The organism is Sphaerisporangium sp. B11E5, from assembly GCF_039871875.1.
Classification (GTDB): Bacteria; Actinomycetota; Actinomycetes; order Streptosporangiales; family Streptosporangiaceae; genus Sphaerisporangium.
In genome coordinates, this window is the sequence record NZ_JBDPMD010000006.1 from 1 (window position 1) to 16,103 (window position 16,103).

The 16,103-nt window shown below is 74.7% G+C and carries 1 protein-coding gene; it reads right to left on the reverse strand.

Going from position 1 to position 16,103, the window contains the following annotated elements; translation table 11 throughout:
- Positions 1-15,904 (reverse strand): SDR family NAD(P)-dependent oxidoreductase (locus ABGB17_RS07990; protein ID WP_347627170.1); only part of this gene is annotated, 15,904 nt, incomplete at its 3' end.
- Positions 15,905-16,103 lie beyond the last annotated feature (199 nt).

A 16,103-nucleotide genomic window follows, 5' to 3' on the forward strand; every position in this document is an offset into this window, starting at 1 on the left:
GTGGGGGGGTGGGGTGGGTGGAGAGGGTGGCGGTGGCGTGTTGGGTCCAGGTCGTGGTGGTGTTCGGGCGGGAGTGGACGGTCAGGGGGCGTTCGCCGTCGTCGGTGGGGGCGCCGAGGGTGAGTTGGAGGGTGATGGGGGTGCCGGGGGTGAGGACCAGGGGGGTGTGCACGATCAGTTCTTCGACGGTGGTGCAGCCGGCGTGGTCGCCGGTGGCGATGGCCAGGTCGATGAGGGCGGTGGCGGGGACGATGACGGTGCCGCCGATCGTGTGGTCGGCCAGCCACGGGTGGGCGTTCAGGCCGATCCTGCTGGTGAACACCCATGAGTCGTCCTCGGCGACCTGCACGCCGGCGCCGAGCAGCGGGTGGCGGGAGGTGACCAGGCCGAACCCGGCGGCGTTCCCGCCGTCCGCCGGGGCCTCCAGCCAGTACCGCCGCCCCTGGAAGGGGTAGGTGGGCAGGTCCACGGGGGTGGAGCCGGACGGCGTGACCGTGGACGTCCAGTCCACCGGGGCACCGTTGACGTACGCCTGCGCGAGTGAGGTGAGCATCCTCGTCGCGCCGCCCTCGTCGCGCCGCAGTGTCCCGATGGCCGCGCAGGTCCGCGTGCCGGTCGACTCCAGGGTCTCCTGGACGGCGCCGGTGAGCACGGGATGCGCGCTGTTCTCGATGAACAGGGTGTGCCCGGCGGTGGTCATCGCGCGGACGGCTTCCTCGAAACGCACGGGCTGCCGCAGGTTGGCGTACCAGTACGCCGCGTCGAGCGCCTCGGTGGTGTCGAGCCGGTCGCCGGTGACCGTGGAGTAGAACGCGATGCCGGACGGCCGCGGGGTGACGCCCGCGAGCGCCGCGGTGAGCTCGTCCTTGAGCGGTTCGATGTGGGGCGTGTGGGAGGCGTAGTCCACGTCGATGACGCGGGCGTGGACGCCCTCCGCCTCGCACAGGAGCCGGAACTCGTCCAGGGCGCCGCGGTCGCCCGCGACGACGGTGGTGACCGGGCCGTTGACGGCCGCGATGTGCAGGTCGCCGCCCTGGCTTCTCAGCCGTTCCCGCACCTGGCCGGCGGGCAGGAGCACGGACGCCATCCCGCCGGTGCCGGCGAGGCCGGCGAGGGCCTGGCTGCGGCGGGCCACGATGGTCGCGGCGTCCTCCAGGGTGAGCGCGCCCGCCACGTACGCGGCGGCGATCTCGCCCTGGGAGTGGCCGGCGACGGCGTCGGGGTGGACGCCGTGGGAGCGCCAGACGGCGGCCAGCGAGACCATGATCGCCCAGAGGGCGGGCTGCACCACGTCCACCCGTTTGAGCGACGGGGCGTCCTGCGCGCCTTGGATGACGCCGACGAGGTCCCAGCCGGTGTGCGGGGCCAGGGCTCGCGCGCAGTCCTCGATGTGCTGCCTGAACACCTCGGAGGTGTCCAGCAGTTCGCGTCCCATGCCCTGCCACTGGGAGCCCTGACCGGGGAAGACGAACACCGTCTTCGCGGGCTTGGTGGTGTGACCGGCGGTCGCCGCCGGGGTCTCCTCGCCCCTGGCGAAGGCCCGCAGGGCCTCGGCGAGCACGTCACGACCGGCGCCGAGGATCACGGCACGGTGGTCGAAGGCCGCCCGTGTGGTGACCAGGGCGTGGGCGACGTCCCCCAAGGAGGCGGAGGGGACGTCAGGGCCGGTGGGGGCGGCGAGGTCGGCCAGGCGTGCCGCCTGGGCCCGCAGGGCCTCCGGGGTTTTCGCGGAGAGCACCCACGGGACGGGGGTGGCCGGGCCCGCCGGGGTGAGGGGGGTGGCCGGGGGTTCCGCGTGCTCGGCGGCCGGGGTGCGGGGAGTGGCCGGCGGCTTCGCCGGCTCGGGGGCCGGGATCGGTGCGGGGGGCTCTTCGAGGATCAGGTGGGCGTTGGTGCCGCTGATGCCGAACGAGGAGACGGCGGCGCGGCGGGGGTGGTCGTTCCGGGGCCAGGGGTGGGGGGTGGCGAGCAGGGTGACGGTGCCGGTCGTCCAGTCCACGTGCGGGGTGGGGGCGTCGATGTGGAGGCTTCGCGGGAGGCGGTCGTGCCGCATGGCCTGGACCATCTTGATGATGCCGGCGACGCCTGCCGCCGCCTGGGTGTGGCCGATGTTGGACTTGACGGAGCCCAGGTACAGCGGGTGGTCGGTGGGGCGGTTCTGGCCGTAGGTGGCGAGGAGTGCCTGGGCTTCGATGGGGTCGCCGAGGGTGGTGCCGGTGCCGTGTGCCTCGACGGCGTCGATGTCGGCGGGGGTGAGTCCCGCGTTGGCGAGGGCCTGGCGGATGACGCGTTCCTGGGAGGGGCCGTTGGGCGCGGTGAGCCCGTTGGTGGCGCCGTCTTGGTTGACGGCGGAGCCGCGGACGACGGCGAGGATGGGGTGGCCGTTGCGTTGGGCGTCGCTGAGGCGTTCCAGGAGGATGAGGCCGGCGCCTTCGCCCCAGGCGGTGCCGTCGGCTCCGGCGGCGAAGGATTTGCAGCGGCCGTCGGGTGCCAGGCCGCGCTGGCGGCTGAACTCGATGAAGGTGTTGGGGGTGGACATCACGGTGACACCCCCGGCCAGTGCCAGGTCGCACTCGCCGTTGCGCAGGGCCTGGGCGGCCAGGTGGACGGCGACCAGGGAGGACGAGCAGGCCGTGTCCACCGTGACGGCGGGGCCGTGGAAGCCGAACGTGAAGGCGAGCCGGCCCGTCGCGACGCTGGCGGTGTTGCCGGTGCCGATGTAGCCCTCGAGGCCCGGCGGCAGGGTGGGCAGGCGGCTGGCGTAGTCGGTGTAGATGAGGCCCGCGAACACCCCGGTGCTGGTGCCGTGCAGGGACGTGGGGTCGATGCCGGCGCGCTCCAGCGTCTCCCACGCCGTGAGCAGCAGCAATCGTTGCTGCGGGTCCATGGCCAGGGCCTCGCGCGGCGAGATGCCGAAGAACGCGGGGTCGAAGTCCGCCGCGTCGTGCAGGAACCCGCCGCCGCGGGCGTACGTCGTGCCGGGACGCTCCGGGTCGGGGTCGTACAGGCCGGAGAGGTCCCATCCCCGGTCGGCGGGGAAGCCCCCGATGGCGTCGGTGCCGGTGTCGACCAGCCGCCACAGGTCCTCGGGACCGCGCACCCCGCCGGGGAAGCGGCAGGCCATGGACACCACCGCGATCGGCTCGTCCACGGCCGTCGCGACCCGCGTCACGGCGGCGGCATCGGCGGCGGCGGTGCCCGGGATCTGGGTGACCAGGTACGCCGCCAGCGCCGCCGGGGTCGGGTGGTCGAAGACGACCGTGGTGGGCAGCCGCAGGCCGGTGGCGGCATTGACGTGGTTGCGCAGCTCGATGCCGGTCAGCGAGTCGAAGCCGAGCTCGTTGAACGCCCGCGAAGGATCGACGGCCCCCGATGTGGCGTGCCCCAGCACGGTGGTCACGATGGTGCGCACCAGCTCCTCGGCCGCCCGCTGACGCTCCTCCACGGGCAGCGCCGCCATGCGGTCCGCCCACGCCCCACCACCGGCGCCCCCGGTCGCCGCCGCCCGCCGGGCCGGCCCCGCGGGGGCGAGGTCGCGGAACAGCGGAGGCACGGGGCTGATCGGGGTGATGGTGGCCGGGATGAGGTGCGGGCTCGTGTGCGTGGCGCTGTTGCTGTAGTGGGCGAGCGCCTGCGCGGTGGTGAGGGGACGCAGGCCGCCGCGCGCCATGCGGGAGTGGTCGGCGCCGGTGAGGCCGCCCGTCAGCGCGCTGCTCTGCTCCCACAGGCTCCAGCCGAGGCTGGTGGCGACCTTCTGGTGCGCGTGGCGGTGGTGTGCCAGCGCGTCGAGGAAGGTGTTGCCCGCGGCGTAGTTGCCCTGCCCCGGCGTGCCGATGGTCGCGGTGATGGAGGAGAACAGGACGAACCGCTCCAGCGGCAGGTCCCGGGTCTGCGTGTGCAGGTTGTACGCGGCGACGATCTTCGGGAGCAGCACCGCGTCGATCTGCTCGGGGGTGAGGCGGGCGATGGTCGCGTCGGCCAGCACCCCGGCGGCGTGCACCACCGTGGTCAGGGGGTGCTCGGGCGGGATGGACGCCAGCAACTCGGCCAGCGCGGCCGCGTCGGTGACGTCGCAGGCCGCGACGGTGACCTCGGCGCCGAGCCCGGTGAGACGGCGGCGGATCTCCGGCGCGTCCGGCGCGTCCGGCCCCTGGCGGCTCGTGAGGACCAGGCGGCGCACGCCGTGCCGGGTGACGAGGTGCTCGGCCAGCAGGGCGCCGAGGGTGCCGGTGCCGCCGGTGATGAGGGCCGTCGTGTCCGGGGACGGGATGGTGATGACGTTCTTGCCGGTGTGCTGGCCCGTCTGGAGGTGGCGCAGGGCCTGCCGGGTGTGCGTGATCGGCCACACGGTGGTGGGGAGCGGCCTCAGCCGGCCCTGGCCGAACAGCTCACTGAGGTGGGTGAGGATCTGGTTGATGCGCTGCGGCCCGGCGTCGGTGAGGTCGAACGGCTGGTAGCTGATGCCGGGACGCTCATCGGGGATGCCCGGCCGGATGTCGATCTTGCCCATCTCGACGAAGTGACCGCCGTCGCGGAGCAGGCGCAGCGAGGCGTCGATGGCTTCCCCGGTGAGGGAGTTGACGACGGTGTCGATGCGGGCGCCGCGGAAGTCGTGCTCGAACTCGGTGGTCCGGGAGTTGGCCTGGCGTCCGGGGGCCACGCCGTTCGCGGTGAGCGTGGGCCACTTGGCCGGGTGCGCGGTGGCGTAGACGGTGGCGCCGAGGTGGTGGGCGAGCTGGGTGGCGGCCTGGCCGACGGCGCCCGCCGCCGCGTGGATGAGCACGTTGTCGCCGGGCCGGGTGCCCGCGAGGTCCACGAGCGCGTAGTAGGCGGTGGCGAACGCGATGGGTGTGGCGGCGGCCTGGGTGAAGCTCCAGCCGTCCGGCATCGGGACCACCATGTGCTCGCCGGTGACGGCGGCGGGGGCGGTGGCGTGCGGGACGAGACCCATGACCTTGTCGCTGGCCCGGTGGGTGGTGACGCCGGGCCCGACCTCGGTGACGACACCCGCCGCCTCGCTGCCGATGACGACGTCCCCCGGGTACAGGTCGAGCGTCATCAGCAGGTCGCGGAAGTTGACGCCCGCCGCGCGGACGTCCAGCCTGACCTCTCCCGGCTGGAGGGGACGGCTGCCGGCGTCGTGCTCGATGACCGTGAGGCCCTCGATGGTGCCGGGCGCGGTGACCTCCAGGCGCCAGCAGCCCTCGGACGGGACCACCAGCGCGTCGCCGGCGGCCGGGGTGGCGGCCAGCCGGGGGACCAGCACCCGGCCGTCACGGACGGCGGCCTGCGGCTCGTCGGCGTCGATCAGCCCGCCGATCAGGGAGAGGTTCAGCTCGGCCGGGCCCCCGTCGTCCGGGAGCGCGGCCGCCTGGTTGGCGATGAGCGGCCCCGTGGCGGACGGCGGGAGGTCCAGCAGCAGGATGCGCCCGGGGTTCTCGTTCTGCGCGCTGCGCACCAGGCCCCACAGGGGGGCGTTGACCAGGTCGATATCCTGCGTGATGTCCACCGGGGCGGCCCCGGTGGTGGCGACGACGAGCCGGGTGCCGGTGAGGCGGTCGTCCGCGAGCCACCGCTGGAGGAACTCGGCACCCCGGTGCACGGCCACGCGCGCGGCCTCCGCGACGTCCGGTTCGCCGCCCGTGCCGCCGGAGCCCGTGCCGGTGGGACCCGTGCCGCCGGAGTTCGTGGTGGTGAACGCGGTGAGCAGGACGACCGGCGGCGCCGGGGTGCCGGTGTCCAGGGCGGCTCGCAGCGCGTCCAGGTCGGCGTAGTGCGCGGTCTCCTCGCCCGTGGTGTGCGGGGCAGGTCCGAGGACGGCCCAGGGCAGGGCGGGCGGGGACGCCGGGGCGGGCAGGCTGAGCGGCGTCCAGGCGACCCGGTACAGCGGGTCGCCCGAGGTCGCGGGGCCGGCGGTGGCGGCCCGCAGGGTGACGGTGTCGATGGTGGCCACCGGTGCGCCCGCCGGGTCGGTCAGGGTCAGGCGGTAGGTGGTGTCGCCGGTGGGCTCCAGGTGGGCGCGCAGGTGGGTGGCGCCGGTGGCGTACAGGCGGATGCCGCTGAACGAGAACGGCAGCAGCCGCCGCCCGCCGGAGGGCTCCATGTCCTGGAGGGTGTGCACGGCGATGGGGTGCAGGGCCGCGTCGAGCAGCGCCGGGTGGAGAGGGTGGCCGGTGCCGGCGGCGGCCCCCGTGGAGTCCGGGCGGTCCAGGCCGGGCAGGTGGATGTCGGCGTACAGGTGGCCGCCGTGCCGCCACAGGGCCGTCAGCCCCTGGAAGGAGGGCCCGTAGTGGTAGCCGTGCCGCGCCAGCAGGTCGTAGGCGCCGGTGAGGTCCACCGGGCTCGCGTCCGCCGGGGGCCACCCGGCGGGCCCGGCCTCGGGGACGGCGTGCGGGGCGGCGGTGAGGACGGCGGTGGCGTGCTGTGTCCAGGTGGCGGTGGACGTCGGACGGGAGTGCACGCTCAGGGTCCGCTGCCCCTGGTCGTCCGGGGCGCCGAGCGTGAGCTGCAGGGTGGGGGTGGCGCCGTCGTCCAGGGTCAGCGGGGTGTGGACGATGAGCTCCTCGACCGTGGTGCAGCCGGCGTGGTCCCCGGTGGCGATGGCGAGGTCGATGAACGCCGTGGCCGGGACGATCACGCTGTCGCCGATGGTGTGCCCGGCCAGCCAGGGGTGCGTGGACAGCCCGATCCGGCTGGTGAACACCCAGGAGTCGTCCTCGGCGATCTGCACCCCCGCGCCGAGCAGCGGGTGCTCGGTGGGCAGCAGCCCGAGCTCGGCGGCGTTGCCGCTGCCGGCGGGTGCCTCCAGCCAGTAGCGCTGCTGCTGGAACGGGTAGGTCGGCAGGTCCGCCTTCCGGGCTCCGGCGGGAAGCAGCGGCGACCAGTCGACCTCGGTGCCGGTGGCGTGCAGGGTGGCCAGGGCGGTGACGAAGGCGAGGGCCTCGGGCTGCTTGGGGCGGAGCGCGGGGACGGCCGTCGCGTGCTCGGCCGACTGCGCGGCGAAGGTGGTGAGGGTGGCGTCGGGGCCCAGTTCGACGAAGGTGGTGGTGCCGAGCGCGGCGAGGCCGGTGACGCCGTGGTGGAAGCGGACGGTGCCCCGGATGTGGTCGGTCCAGTAGGCCGCTGTGGTGATCTCCTCGCCCGCCGGTTCCCCGGTCAGGTTGGAGATGACCGGGATGCGCGGGGCGGAGTAGGTCACCATCTCGGCGCGCCGCTGGAACTCCGTGAGGATCGGGTCCATGTGGGGGGAGTGGAAGGCGTGGCTGACCCGCAGCAGGGTCGCGTTGCGTCCGGACTCGCGCCACCGGGCGGCGATGGTGGTGACGGCTTCGTGGTCGCCGGAGATCACCAGGGACGCGGGGCCGTTGACGGCCGCCACGGAGACGCCCTCGGTGAGCAGCGGGAGGACGTCCTCCTCGGTGGCCTGGAGCGCGGCCATGGCGCCCCCGGGTGTGGCGCTCTGCATGAGGCGGGCGCGGGCGACGACCAGGGTGCAGGCGTCCTCCAGGGTGAGCACACCCGCCAGGTGGGCGGCGGTCAGCTCGCCGACGGAGTGACCGATCAGGTGGTCCGGGCGCAGGCCGAAGGACTCCGCCAGGCGGTAGAGGGCGACGTGCAGGGCGAACAGGGCAGGCTGCGTGAACTGGGTGGTGTCCAGCAGGCGCGCCTCTTCGGTGCCCGGCCCGGCGAACATGATCGGCTTGATGGCGCGCCCCAGCCGGGCGTCCAGGAGGGCGCACACCTCGTCCAGGGCGGTGGCGAACACCTCGAAGCGTTCGTACAGCTCGCGGCCCATGCCGGGGCGCTGGCTGCCCTGCCCGGTGAACATCATCGCCGTCTTGCCGGGGACGCCCGCGACCCCGCGGACGACACCGTCGCCCGCCGTCCCGGCCGCCAGGTCCGCGAGGGCCCGCCGGTACGGCTCACGGTCCTGGTCGCCGGTCACCAGGACGGCGCGGTGGTCGAACGTGGCGCGTGTGGTCGTCAGCGCGTGCGCGACGTCCGCCGCCGTCAGCCCGGGACGGTCGTCGAGGAAGTCCGCCAGCCGCCCCGCCTGCGCGGCGAGGGCCTCCGGGCTCTTGGCGGACAGCAGCCACGGCATGGGGACGCGCGTCGCGGACGGCGCGGGCACCTCGGTCGCCGCCGCGGGGGTCTCCGCGGCGGGACCCTGTTCGAGGATGATGTGGGCGTTGGTGCCGCTGATGCCGAACGAGGAGACCGCCGCACGGCGGGGACGGTCACCGTCCGGCCAGTGCTGGGAGGCGGACAGCAGGGCGACGGCGCCGGAGGACCAGTCGACGTGCGGGGTGGGCGTGTCGATGTGGAGGCTCTGGGGGAGGCGCTCGTTGCGCATCGCCTCGATCATCTTGATGATGCCCGCGACGCCTGCCGCGGCCTGGGTGTGGCCGATGTTGGACTTGACGGAGCCGAGCCACAGAGGCCGGTCGGCGGGCCGGTTGTCGCCGTAGGTGGCGAGGAGTGCCTGGGCCTCGATGGGGTCGCCGAGGGTGGTGCCGGTGCCGTGTGCCTCGACGGCGTCCACGTCGGCGGGGGTCAGCCCGGCGTTGGCGAGGGCCTGGCGGATGACGCGTTCTTGTGAGGGTCCGTTGGGTGCGGTGAGGCCGTTGCTCGCGCCGTCCTGATTGACGGCCGAACCGCGGACCACGGCGAGGATCTGGTGGCCGTTGCGCTGGGCGTCGCTGAGGCGTTCCAGGAGTACCAGGCCGGCGCCTTCGCCCCAGGCGGTGCCGTCGGCTCCGGCGGCGAAGGATTTGCAGCGGCCGTCGGGTGCCAGGCCTCGCTGGCGGCTGAACTCGATGAAGGTGTTGGGGGTGGACATCACGGTGACACCCCCGGCCAGCGCCAGGTCGCACTCGCCGTTGCGCAGGGCCTGCGCGGCCAGGTGCACCGCCACCAGGGACGACGAGCACGCGGTGTCGATGGTCACGGCGGGGCCGTGGAAGCCGAACGTGAAGGAGACCCGGCCGGTGGCGACGCTGGCCGTCGTGCCGGTGCCGAGGTACCCCTGCACGGCGGGCGGGAAGAAGGGCAGCCGCGCGGCGTAGTCGGTGTAGATCAGGCCGGCGAACACCCCGGTCGCCGAGCCGCGCAGCGACGCGGGGTCGATGCCGGCGCGCTCCAGCGTCTCCCACGCCGTGAGCAGCAGCAACCGTTGCTGCGGGTCCATGGCCAGGGCTTCGCGCGGCGAGATGCCGAAGAACGCGGGGTCGAAGTCCGCCGCGTCGTGCAGGAACCCCCCGGTGCGGGCGTAGGTGGTGCTCGGGTGGCTCGGGTCGGGGTCGTACAACGCGTCCAGGTCCCAGCCGCGGTCGCCGGGGAACTCGTCGATGGCGTCGGTGCCGGTGTCGACCAGCCGCCACAGATCCTCGGGGCCGCGCACCCCGCCGGGGAAGCGGCAGGCCATGGACACCACCGCGATCGGCTCGTCCGTCACGGCCGCCGCGGGCGCCGCCGCGGGGACGGGCGGCGCTGCGGCCGCGGGCGTGGCGTCGGCCACCTGGGTCATGATGTGGCCGGCCAGCGCCGCGGGGGTGGGGTGGTCGAAGGTGACGGTGCTCGGCAGGCGCAGGCCGGTCGAGTTGTTCAGGTGGTTGCGCAGCTCGATCGCGGTCAGCGAGTCGAAGCCCTGGTCCTTGAACGGCTGGTGCGGGCTGATCGTGTCGGGTGACGCGTGACCGAGCACGCCGGCGGCGTGCGTGCGGATGTGGTGCAGGATCAGGCTGTGCCGCTGCTCCGGGTTCCCCGCCGCGGCGAGCTTGCGGCTCCAGGCGTCCGCGCCGCCCGCCGACGCGGCGCCCGTGGCGGCGGCCTGCGTGGTGCGCCGTTTGGTGGTGGACGCGCCCCGTACGAGGTCGCGCAGGATCGGCGCCGCCGGGTGGGTGGGGGTGATGGTCGCGCACACCAGATGCGGGTGGGTGTGGGTGGTCGTGCTGGTGTAGTGCGCGAGGGCCTGCGGCGTGGTCAGCGGGTGCAGCCCGCTGCGGGCGAGCCGGTTGTGGTCGGTGCCGGTGAGGTTGCCGCTGAGGGCGCTGGCCTGCTGCCACAACGTCCACGCCAGGCTGGTGGCGACCTGGTGCCGGGTGTGGCGGTGGTGCGCCAGAGCGTCCAGGAAGACGTTCGCGGCGGCGTAGTTGGCCTGCCCGGGGGTGCCGATCGTGCCGGTGATGGACGAGAACAGCACGAACTGGTCCAGGGGGAGGTGCCGCGTCTGGACGTGCAGGTTCCACGCCGCGACGATCTTGGGGAGCAGCACCGTGTCGATCCGCTCGGGCGTCAGGCCGGCGATGGTGCCGTCCGCCACCACCCCCGCGGTGTGGATCACACCGGTCAGCGGCCGGTCCTCCGGGACGGACGCCAGCAGCGCGGCGAGCGCGTCCGGGTCGGCGACGTCGCACGCGGCGATGGTGACCTCGGCGCCGAGCTCGGTGAGCTGACGGCGGATCTCCGGCGCGTTCGGGGCGTCCGGCCCCTGGCGTCCGGCCAGCAGCAGGTGGCGCACGCCGTGCCGGGTGACGAGGTGGGTGGCGAGCTGCGTGGCCAGGGTGCCGGTGCCGCCGGTGATCAGCGTGGTGCCCTGGGCCGTGGGGATGGTGACGACGTTCTTGCCGGTGTGCTGCCCCGTCTGGAGGTGCCGCAGTGCCTGCCGGGTGTGGGTGATCGGCCACGTGGTGGTGGGCAGGGCCCGCAGGTGCCCCTGGCCGAACAGCTCGCTCAGGTGGGTGAGGATCTCGTTGAGACGGTCCGGCCCGGCGTCGGTGAGGTCGAACGGCTGGTAGCTGATGCCGGGCCGCTCCTCGGGGATACCCGGCCGGATGTCGGTCTTGCCCATCTCCACGAAGTGGCCGCCGTCGGCGAGCAGGCGCAGCGACGCGTCGATGAACTCCCCGGCCAGCGAGTTGACGACGGTGTGCATGCCGGTGCCGCCGGTGACCGCGCGGAACAGCTCCTCGAACTCGGTGGTGCGGGAGTTGGCCCTGCGCTCCGCGGGGATGCCGTTGGCGGTCAGCGTGGGCCACTTGGCGGGATGCGCGGTCGCGTAGACCTCGGCGCCGAGGTGCTGGGCGAGCTGCGTCGCGGCCTGCCCGACGGCGCCCGCCGCCGCGTGGATGAGCACGTTGTCGCCCGGCCGGGTGCCCGCGAGGTCCACCAGGGCGTAGTAGGCGGTGGCGAACGCGATGGGCGTGGCGGCGGCCTGGCTGTAGCTCCAGCCGGACGGCATGGGGACGACGAGGCGGGCGTCGGTGACGGCCGTGGGGGCCGTCGAGTGGGGCACCAGGCCCATCACCTTGTCGCCGACGCGGTGGGTGGTGACGCCGGGGCCGACCTCGGTGACGACGCCTGCCGCCTCGCTGCCGATGACGGTGGGGCCGGGGTAGAGGTCGAGGGTCATCAGCAGGTCGCGGAAGTTGACGCCCGCGGCCCGCACGTCCAGCCGGACCTCGCCCGGTTCCAGGGGCCGGGTGTCGGCGTCGTGGCCGATGACCGTGAGGCCGTCGATGGTGCCGGGCGCGGTGACCTCCAGGCGCCAGCAGCCCTCCGGCGGGACCACCAGCGCGTCGCCGGCCGCCGGGGTGGCGGTGACCCGGGGCACCAGCACGCGGCCGTCCCGGACGGCCGCCTGCGGCTCGTCGGCCTCGATCAGTCCGCCCACCACGGTGAGGTCCACCTCGGCCGGGGTGTCCGGCACGCCCTCCGGCTCGGGCTGGTTGGCGATGTACGGGCCGGTGGCGTGCGGCGGCAGGTCGAGCAGCAGCACGCGGCCGGGGTTCTCGTTCTGCGCGGTGCGGGCGAGCCCCCAGACGGGGGCGTTGACCAGGTCGATCTCCTGCCCGGTCTCCACCGGGGCCGCGCCGCGGGTCGCGACGACGAGCCGCGTGCCCTCCAGCCGCTCCTCGGCCAGCCACCGCTGCAGGAACCCGATCGCCCGGTGCACCGTCTCCCGCGCCGCCTGCGCGGTGTCCGGCCGCGCGGCGGTGGACCCCGTGGTGGTGAAGGTGGTGACGAGCACGACCGGCGGCGCCGGCGTGCCGGCGTCCAGAGCGACCTGGAGGGCGTCCAGGTCGGGGTAATGGACGGCCTCGGCGCCCGTGGTGCGCGCGGCGGGCCCGAGCACGGCCCACGGCCCGGCCGGCGGCGGGGCGGCGGGCAGCGTGACCGGGGTCCAGGTGACGCGGTACAGCGGCTCGCCCGGCGTGAGGGAGGCGGCCGTGGTGGCGCGCAGGGTGACGGTGTCGACGGTCGCGACCGGCGCGCCGCCCGGGTCGGCCAGGGACAGCCGGTAGGTGGTGTCCCCGGTCGGCGTCAGGCGGGCACGCAGCCGGGTGGCGCCGGTGGCGTACAGGCGGATGCCGGAGAACGAGAACGGCAGCAGTTGCCGCGCCGGCCCGTCGCCGTCCACGGCGGCCATGGCCAGCGGGTGCAGCACCGCGTCCAGCAGCGCCGGGTGGATCGTGTGGCCCGCCACGCCCTTGTGCCCGCCCGTCTCGGCGTCGGGCAGGCGGATGTCGGCGTACAGCTCCTCGCCGTGCCGCCACATCGCGTGCAGGCCCTGGAAGGCGGGGCCGTAGCCGTAGCCGTGCCGGGTCAGCAGCGTGTACGCGTCGGTCAGGTCGTGCGGCTCGGCGCCGGCCGGCGGCCAGGCCCCGCCGTCGGGGGCCGGGACGGGCGCGGCGTCCGCGGTGAGGGTCGCGGTGGCGTGCTGGGTCCAGGTCGCGGTGGGGCTCGGGCGGGAGTGGATGCCGAGCGTCCTGTGGTTCCGCTCGTCCGGGGCGCTCAGGGTGAGCTGGAGGGTGAGGCCGGCGTCGGCGTCCAGGGGGAGGGGGGTGTGGACGATCAGCTCGTCCACGGCCGTGCAGCCCGCCTGGTCGCCGGCGGCGATGGCGAGGTCGATGAAGGCGGTGGCCGGGATGATCACCGTGTCGCCGATGGTGTGGCCGGCCAGCCACGGGTGGGTGCCGAGGCTCAGCCGGCTGGTGAACACCCACGAGTCGTCCTCGGCCATCTGCACCCCGGCGCCGAGCAGCGGGTGCTCGGTGGACACCAGCCCGAGCTGCGCCGCGTCCGCGCCCGTGGCGGGGCCGTCCATCCAGTAGCGCTGCCGCTGGAAGGGATAGGTGGGCAGGGGGACGGTCGCCGCCGGCCCCGGCGGGAACAGGGGCGTCCAGTCCACCGGCACACCGTTGGCGTGCACCGTGGCGAGCGCGGTGAGGAAGGTGCGGGCCTCCGGCTGCTTTGGGCGCAGAGCCGCGACGGCGCGCACGGTGTGCCGCCCGGCCTCGGCGGTCTGCGTGGCCAGCGAGGTGAGCGTGGCGTCCGGGCCGAGCTCCAGGTAGGTGGTGGCGCCGAGCAGCTCGGCCAGGGTGGTGACGCCGTCGTGGAAGCGGACGGTGCCCCGGATGTGCGCGGCCCAGTACGCGGGCGTGGTGATCTCCTCGCCGGCCGGCCGCCCGGTGAGGTTGGAGATGACGGTCGTGTGCGGGGCGCTGAAGGTCAGCGTCTCGGCCGTCCTCTGGAACTCCTCCAGGATCGGGTCCATGTGGTGCGAGTGGAACGCGTGGCTGACCCGCAGCAGGGTGGCGTCGCGGCCCTGCTCGCGCCACCGCGCGGCGAGGGCCGTCACGGCCTCGCGGTCGCCGGAGACGACCAGCGAGCGGGGGCCGTTCACCGCCGCGATCGACACGCCGCCGGTGAGCAGCGGCAGGACGTCCTGCTCGGTGGCCTGGAGCGCGGCCATGGCGCCGCCGGATGTGGCGCTCTGCATGAGGCGGGCCCGGGCGGCCACCATGGTGCAGGCGTCCTCCAGGGTGAACACGCCCGCCAGGTGGGCGGCGGTCAGCTCGCCGATGGAGTGGCCGATCAGGTGGTCGGGGCGGACGCCGAACGACTCGGCCAGCCGGTAGAGGGCCACCTGGAGCGCGAACAGGGCGGGCTGGGTGTACTGGGTGGTGCCCAGCAGCCGGGCCTCCTCCGTGTCCGGCCCGGCGAACATGATCGGCTTGAGGGGACGGCCGAGCGACGGGTCCAGGTGACCGCAGACCTCGTCCAGGGCCGCCGCGAAGACCGCGAACCGCTCGTACAGCTCACGGCCCATCCCCGGGCGCTGGCTGCCCTGCCCGGTGAACATCGCCGCCATGAGCCCCGCCGAGGCGTGACCGATCACCGCGTCCGGCGTGGCCGCGTCCGCCGCCACCGCGGCCAGGCCCCGCCGCAGTTGCTCGCGGTCGTCCCCGATGACGACGGCCCGGTGGTCGAACCGCGTCCGGGTCGTGACCAGTGCCCGCGCGAGCTCGCCCGCCCCCGGCTCTGGGTGCGCGTCCATGAACGCGCCGAGCCGCTCGGCCTGCGCGATGAGCGCCTGCGGGCTCTTGGCCGACAACACCAGCGGCACGGGCAGGCCCGGCGCGACGGCGGGAGGCGGGGGGGTGACCACGACGGCGGCGGGAGCGGCCTCGCCCTCGTCGCCGGGGTCCGCGTCCTGCGCGTCCGCGGCCGGGGCCCCGTCGGGTGCCTCCTCCAGGATCAGGTGGGCGTTGGTGCCGCTGATGCCGAACGACGAGACGGCGGCGCGGCGCGGGGTGGCGCCCTTCGGCCACGGGCAGGGCTCCTCCAGCAGGGTCACCGCGCCGGAGGTCCAGTCGACGTGCGGGCTCGGGGCGTCGATGTGCAGGGACTTCGGCAGGCGCTCGTGGCGCATGGCCTCGACGAGCTTGATGATGCTCGCCACACCGGCGGCGGCCTGCGTGTGGCCGATGTTCGACTTGATGGAGCCGAGGCGCACGGGGTCGCCGGCCGGGCGGTGGCGGCCGTAGGTGGCGAGCAGCGCGCGGGCCTCGATGGGGTCGCCGAGCGTGGTGCCGGTGCCGTGGGCCTCGATGGCGTCCACGTCGGCGGGCGTGAGGCCAGCGTTGGCGAGGGCCTGCTTGATGACCCGCTCCTGCGAGGGGCCGTTCGGCGCGGTGAGGCCGTTGCTCGCGCCGTCCTGGTTGACGGCCGAGCCGCGGATGACGGCGAGCACCTGGTGGCCGTTGCGCTCGGCGTCGCCCAGCCGTTCCAGCAGCAGCAGGCCGACGCCCTCACCCCAGGCGGTGCCGTCCGCGGCGGCGGCGAACGACTTGCAGCGGCCGTCGGGGGCGAGGCCCCGCTGCCGGCTGAACTCGATGAAGTTGTACGGCGTCGACATGATGGTCGCCCCGCCGGCCAGCGCCAGGTCGCACTCCCCGGTCCGCAGGGCCTGCGTGGCCAGGTGCAGCGCCACCAGCGACGACGAGCACGCCGTGTCCACGGTGACCGCCGGGCCCTCGAGCCCGAACGTGTACGCCAGCCGCCCGGACGCCACGCTCGGCGCGTCCCCGGTGAGCAGGTACCCCTCCAGCGCCTTGCGCGACTCGGGCACCCGCACCGTGTAGTCCTGGTGGATCAGCCCGAGGAACACCCCGGCCGCCGAGCCGTGCAGCGGCCCCGGGTCCACGCCCGCCCGCTCGAACGTCTCCCACGCCGTCTCCAGCAGCAGCCGCTGCTGCGGGTCCATCGCCGTCGCCTCGCGCGGCGAGATGCCGAAGAACGCCGGGTCGAAGTCGGGCGCGTCGTACAGGAACCCGCCGCTGCGCACGTAGCTCGTGCCGGGCCGCTGCGGGTCCGGGTCGTACAGCGTGTCCAGGTCCCAGCCGCGGTTGCCGGGGAAGGTGCCGACCGCGTCCACCCCGGCGTCGACCAGCTCCCACAGCTCCTCGGGTGACCGCACCCCGCCGGGGAAGCGGCAGGCCATCGCCACGATGGCGATCGGCTCGCTCCTGCGCGACTCGGCGTCGGCGAGGCGCCGCCGGGTCTGGCGCAGTTCCGAGAGTGTCCGCTTGAGGTAGTCACGAAGCTTGGCCTCGGTGCTCATCTGGCCCCTTCACGGCGACGATGGGTTCCCGCGGGGTACCCCGGCCGTCGTTCGCGGGCAGGCTGCGGCCACGTCGTACCCCACCGCCCAGGCTGATCCGGCGGGCTAACGAACCCCTTGCCGCCGTCTAAAGCCCCCGGCGCCCGCACCCGGTTTAGACCGCGGCAAGGGGTTCTTTAGCCGCGAACCCTCGAATAAG